Raw genomic sequence first — 5,415 nt, 5'->3', positions numbered from 1 at the left:
GCCTCCCCCTTCTCGATTCTCGATGACGGCTCGGTGCCGTCCACCGGTCAGCGGCGCCCTGGCCTCCCACGGGCTGGCCCCGCAGTACTCTCGGCGCGATGGGGCTTAGCTTCCGGGTTCGGAACGGGACCGGGCGTGCCCCCCATGCTCTGGCCGCTGACCGGTGGGCGGCGCCCACCGTATCTTCGGTGTCCGGTGTCTCTTCACGTGCCCTGGGGGCCGCATGGCGCATAGGGGAGAAACTGACTCGGGGGCATCCTCGTGCCCGGACCGCGCAAGCGCTGGGTCCCGCGGGCCGCGAGGTGCGGTTCCGGAAGAGCTCGGGCGATTAGTGCGGCTCGGCTGAGGGCGTCGCCGCCCTTGCACCTGCCGTCTATCGACCAGGTAGTCTACCTGGGCCCTTACCGGAAGGAGAACTAATCCCTGGAACGGCTTCCCGCTTAGATGCCTTCAGCGGTTATCCGCGCCGCACGCGGCTACCCGGCCGTGCCGTTGGTCGACAACCGGTTCACCGGAGGTGCGTCCACCCCGGTCCTCTCGTACTGGGGGCAGCCTCCATCGATTCTCCTGCGCCCACGGAGGATAGGGACCGAACTGTCTCACGACGTTCTGAACCCAGCTCGCGTACCGCTTTAAACGGCGAACAGCCGTACCCTTGGGACCTGCTCCAGCCCCAGGATGCGATGAGCCGACATCGAGGTGCCAAACCTTGCCGTCGATGTGGACTCTTGGGCAAGATCAGCCTGTTATCCCCGGAGTACCTTTTATCCGTTGAGCGACGGCCCACCCACTCGGGGCCGCCGGATCACTAGAGCCTGCTTTCGCACCTGCTCGGCTTGTGGGCCTCGCAGTCAAGCCCGCTTGTACTCTTGCATTCAAAAGGACGGTTGCCGACCGTCCCGAGCGGACCTTCGCGCGCCTCCGTTACCCTTTAGGAGGCGACCGCCCCAGTCAAACTGCCCGCCTGGCACGGTCCCCGAGCCGGTTGACGGCCTCGGGTTAGGACGCCGGTCGCGCGAGGGCAGTATTCCAAGGGCGGCTCCCCGGGGGCTGGCGCCTCCGGATCTTCGCCTCCTGCCTATCCTCTACACGCGGGACCAGCGGCCAATGCCAAGCTGCAGTGAAGGTTCACGGGGTCTTTCCGTCCTTCCGCGGGTAAGTCGCATCTTCACGACCAGTGCAATTTCACCGGGTCCATGGTCGAGACAGCGCCCAAGTCGTTGCGCCTTTCGTGCAGGTCGGAACTTACCCGACAAGGAATTTCGCTACCTTAGGACCGTTATAGTTACGGCCGCCGTTTACCGGGGCTTGGCTTCGGGGCTTCGCGCGGTGCGCTAACTCCTCCGCGTGACCTTCCGGCACCGGGCAGGCGTCAGACCCTATACGTCGCCTTGCGGCTTCTGCAGAGTCCTGTGTTTTTGGTAAACAGTCGCTTGGGCCTCTCCACTGCGGCCCGCCTCCGCTCCCGGAGCAAGTCCGTTCACGTACGCGCGGGCACCCCTTCTCCCGAAGTTACGGGGCCATTGTGCCGAGTTCCTTGACCATGGTTGACCCGATCGCCTCGGTATGTTCTACCCACCCACCTGTGTCGGTTTGCGGTACGGGCGCGCACGCGCCTGCCTAGGGGTTTTTCTAGGGACCTCGGGCTCACTCGCTTCGCTTAAGTGCTTCGTCCGGAGCCTCGCCCTCGATGCGGACCGGATTTCCCTGGTCCGCGGGCCGCGCTCCATCACGGGGACGTCCAGAACCCCGCCGAGCCACCCCCATCCGTCGCCCCGTCGGTCGTAGCGCCGCGTGCGCGGTGCAGGAATGTCTGCCTGCTGCGCGTCGGCTACGCCTCCCGGCCTCGCCTTAGCCCCCGACTGACCCTGGGAGGATTAGCCTTGCCCAGGAAACCTCGGGTTCACGGCGGACGAGTTACTCTCTCGTCTCTCGCTACTCATGCCAGCATTCTCACTCCCATGCGCTCCACCGTCGGTCGCCCTCCGGCTTCTCCGCCCATGGGAAGCTCCCCTACCGATTCTATAGATAAAATCCCGCCGCTTCGGTGTCCAGCTTAGCCCCGTGTATTGTCGGCGCATGTCCACTCGACCAGTGAGCTGTTACGCACTCTTTGAATGCATGGCTGCTTCTAAGCCAACATCCTGGTTGTCTGGGCGGACGCACATCCTTTGCCACTCGGCTGGAACTTGGGGACCTTAGCGGGCGGTCCGGGCTGTTTCCCTCTCGAGCACACAGCTTAGCCCACATGCTCTGACTGCCGCGCTCTGGGCCGCCGGCATTCGGAGTTCGGTTGGATTCGGTAGGCGGCGAAGCCCCCTCGTCCATCCGGTGCTCTACCTCCGGCGGTGAACGCGCGACGCTAGCCCTAAAGCTATTTCGGGGAGAACGAGATATCTCCGGGTTTGATTGGCCTTTCACCCCTATCCGCAGGTCATCGCCGCCGTTTTCAACCGACGTGCGTTCGGCCCTCCACGGGGTCTTACCCCCGCTTCAGCCTGCCCACGGATAGCTCACCCGGCTTCGCGTCCGCGGCGCGGGACTCAAGTCGCCCTGTTAAGGCTCGCTTTCGCTACGGCTCCCTTTCGGTTAACCTCGCCCCGCGCCAGCGACTCGCTGGCTCATTCTACAAAAGGCACGCCGTCACACCCCGGAGGGTGCTCCGACTGCTCGTGGGCGCACGGTTTCAGGTACTGTTTCACTCCCCTCCCGGGGTGCTTTTCACCTTTCCCTCACGGTACTGGTGCGCTATCGGTCACAGGGTAGTACTCAGGCTTGGATGGTGGTCCACCCAGGTTCGGACCGGGTTTCACGTGCCCGGCCCTACTCAGGGACCGCGTCGCGCCGTCCGGTCTGGGTTCGCGTACGGGGCTGTCACCCGCTGCGGCCGGCCCTCCCATGCCGTTCCGCTCCCCAGCCGGACCTGCGCCCGGGGGCGGCAGCCCCCGGATGCGCGGCCCTGCAACCCCGCCGGCGGAACCCCTGCCGGGTACGCCCGCTCGACGGTTTGGCCATCGGTCCCCTTTCGCTCGCCGCTACTCGGGGAGTCTCGAGATTGATTTCCTCTCCTCCGGGTACTTAGATGTTTCAGTTCCCCGGGTTGTCCTCCCCGGCCCTATGCGTTCAGGCCGGGGATATGCACACTGCTGTGCATGGGTTCGCCCATTCGGAGACCCCCGGGTCGAAGGATGTGTGCTCCTCGCCGGGGATTATCGCAGCTTGCCGCGTCCTTCATCGGCTCCCTGTGCCAAGGCATCCGCCGTGCGCCCGTGGTATCTTGCGGGACCGCTCCGGGCCCGCGGGATATCCACGTGTCGCTAATATAAATTAATCGATATCATGAATAGCGCTCTCATGTCGCAATTCGGGTATCTCATACCGCGGCACAGCGTGTTCCACTGTGCTCGCGATCAGATGCTCCTCACTCATCAATGAGTGAATTCCTCTTGTTTGGATCGGATGAATGATTGCTATCATTCTTGATTTAATCGCAGAAAAGAATCGAGTCTGGAAGAGGATACTCTTCCATCTCTCTCCTATCGCTATGCGGCTCTCAAGGTACGCGGGTGCGACCCCGGGGACCGGGTGCTGCGGGGACGTATCCGGGCCAGACATCCACCGGACGGGCTCCTGCCCTCCATTCGAGTTAAGTTGATCTCTCTAAGAATGTATCTCCCTAGAAAGGAGGTGATCCAGCCGCACCTTCCGGTACGGCTACCTTGTTACGACTTCACCCCCCTCACCCTCCACACCTTCGGCGCCTCCCCCCTCTCGGTTGGGCCGGCGACTTCGGGTGCAGACGACTCGGGTGGTGTGACGGGCGGTGTGTACAAGGCCCGGGAACGCATTCACCGCGGCATGCTGATCCGCGATTACTAGCAACTCCGACTTCATGGGGGCGGGTTGCAGCCCCCAATCCGAACTGGGGCCGGCTTTCCGGGATCCGCTCCCCCTCGCGGGGTGGCATCCCTCTGTACCGGCCATTGTAGCACGTGTGCAGCCCAGGGCATAAGGGGCATGATGACTTGACGTCGTCCCCGCCCTCCTCCGCCTTGACGGCGGCGGTCCCGCGTGGGTTCCCGGCATCACCCGATGGCAACACGCGGCGGGGGTTGCGCTCGTTGCGGGACTTAACCCAACATCTCACGACACGAGCTGACGACAGCCATGCACCACCTGTATGGGCTCCTCTCGGCCACGGGGTCTCCCCCGCTTCACCCATATGTCAAGCCCTGGTAAGGTTCTTCGCGTTGCTTCGAATTAAGCCACATGCTCCGCTGCTTGTGCGGGCCCCCGTCAATTCCTTTGAGTTTTAGCCTTGCGGCCGTACTCCCCAGGCGGGACGCTTAATGCGTTGGCTGCGGCACGGGGGGATCGTCCCCCCACACCTAGCGTCCATCGTTTACGGCTGGGACTACCAGGGTATCTAATCCTGTTCGCTCCCCCAGCTTTCGCGCCTCAGCGTCGGTCTCGGCCCAGAGGGCCGCCTTCGCCACCGGTGTTCCACCCGATATCTGCGCATTCCACCGCTACACCGGGTGTTCCACCCTCCCCTACCGGACCCAAGCCGCGGAGGTTCCGGGGGCTTCGGGGGGTTGAGCCCCCCGCTTCGACCCCCGGCCTGCCGGGCCGCCTACGCGCGCTTTACGCCCAATGAATCCGGATAACGCTCGCCCCCTACGTATTACCGCGGCTGCTGGCACGTAGTTAGCCGGGGCTTCTTCTGCAGGTACAGTCTCGTCTCTTCCCTGCTGAAAGCGGTTTACGACCCGAAGGCCTCCGTCCCGCACGCGGCGTCGCTGCGTCAGGGTTGCCCCCATTGCGCAAGATTCCCCACTGCTGCCTCCCGTAGGAGTCTGGGCCGTGTCTCAGTCCCAATCTGGCCGGTCGGTCTCTCAACCCGGCTACCCGTTGTCGGCACGGTGGGCCGTCACCCCGCCGTCTACCTGATGGGCCGCGGAGCCATCCCCTCCCGTCGGGGCTTTAGCCCGGGCGCCATGCGGCACCCGGGGGTATCCGGTATTACCCGTCCTTTCGGGCGGCTATCCCGGGGGAGGGGGCAGGTTCTCCACGTGTTACTCAGCCGTTCGCCACTCGCTTCTATCCGAAGATAGGTGCCGTTCGACTTGCATGTGTTAGGCGCGCCGCCAGCGTTCATCCTGAGCCAGGATCGAACTCTCCGTCCAAATATGTTTGGGCCTCGAGCCCGTCCGGTCCTCTCAGTCATTCGCTGATCGGTTCCGTTCGATTCATATGGTTCTGTTTGATAGGAAAAGGAATTTCTCGGGGCCGCCTCTCGGCGGCCTTGCGAAAAACGAATCCAAGTCAGACCATTTCAAATGGTTCGATGTCTGCCCGGATGCGACACATCTGGTGTGTCCATCCTCGCAGTATCCGGTTCTCAAGGTGCACGCC

Annotated in this window: 3 rRNA genes; all 3 read right to left on the bottom strand. The window is 63.7% G+C overall.

What is annotated here, in order from left to right:
* Positions 1-45: 45 nt before the first annotated feature.
* Positions 46-161 (bottom strand): 5S ribosomal RNA (gene rrf / locus ACQQ92_RS08385).
* Between the two features lie 147 nt (positions 162-308).
* Positions 309-3,283: ribosomal RNA gene (locus ACQQ92_RS08380) — 23S ribosomal RNA — on the bottom strand.
* A 397-nt stretch (positions 3,284-3,680) separates the two neighbouring features.
* Positions 3,681-5,186: ribosomal RNA gene (locus ACQQ92_RS08375) — 16S ribosomal RNA — on the bottom strand.
* The 16S, 23S and 5S rRNA genes sit together here, the layout of an rRNA operon.
* Positions 5,187-5,415 lie beyond the last annotated feature (229 nt).

Source organism: Collinsella sp. SGI.241 (assembly GCF_050312955.1).
Classification (GTDB): Bacteria; Actinomycetota; Coriobacteriia; order Coriobacteriales; family Coriobacteriaceae; genus Collinsella.
The sequence above is the reverse complement of the archived record's forward strand: the minus strand, read 5'-3'. Positions and strand labels throughout refer to the sequence as shown.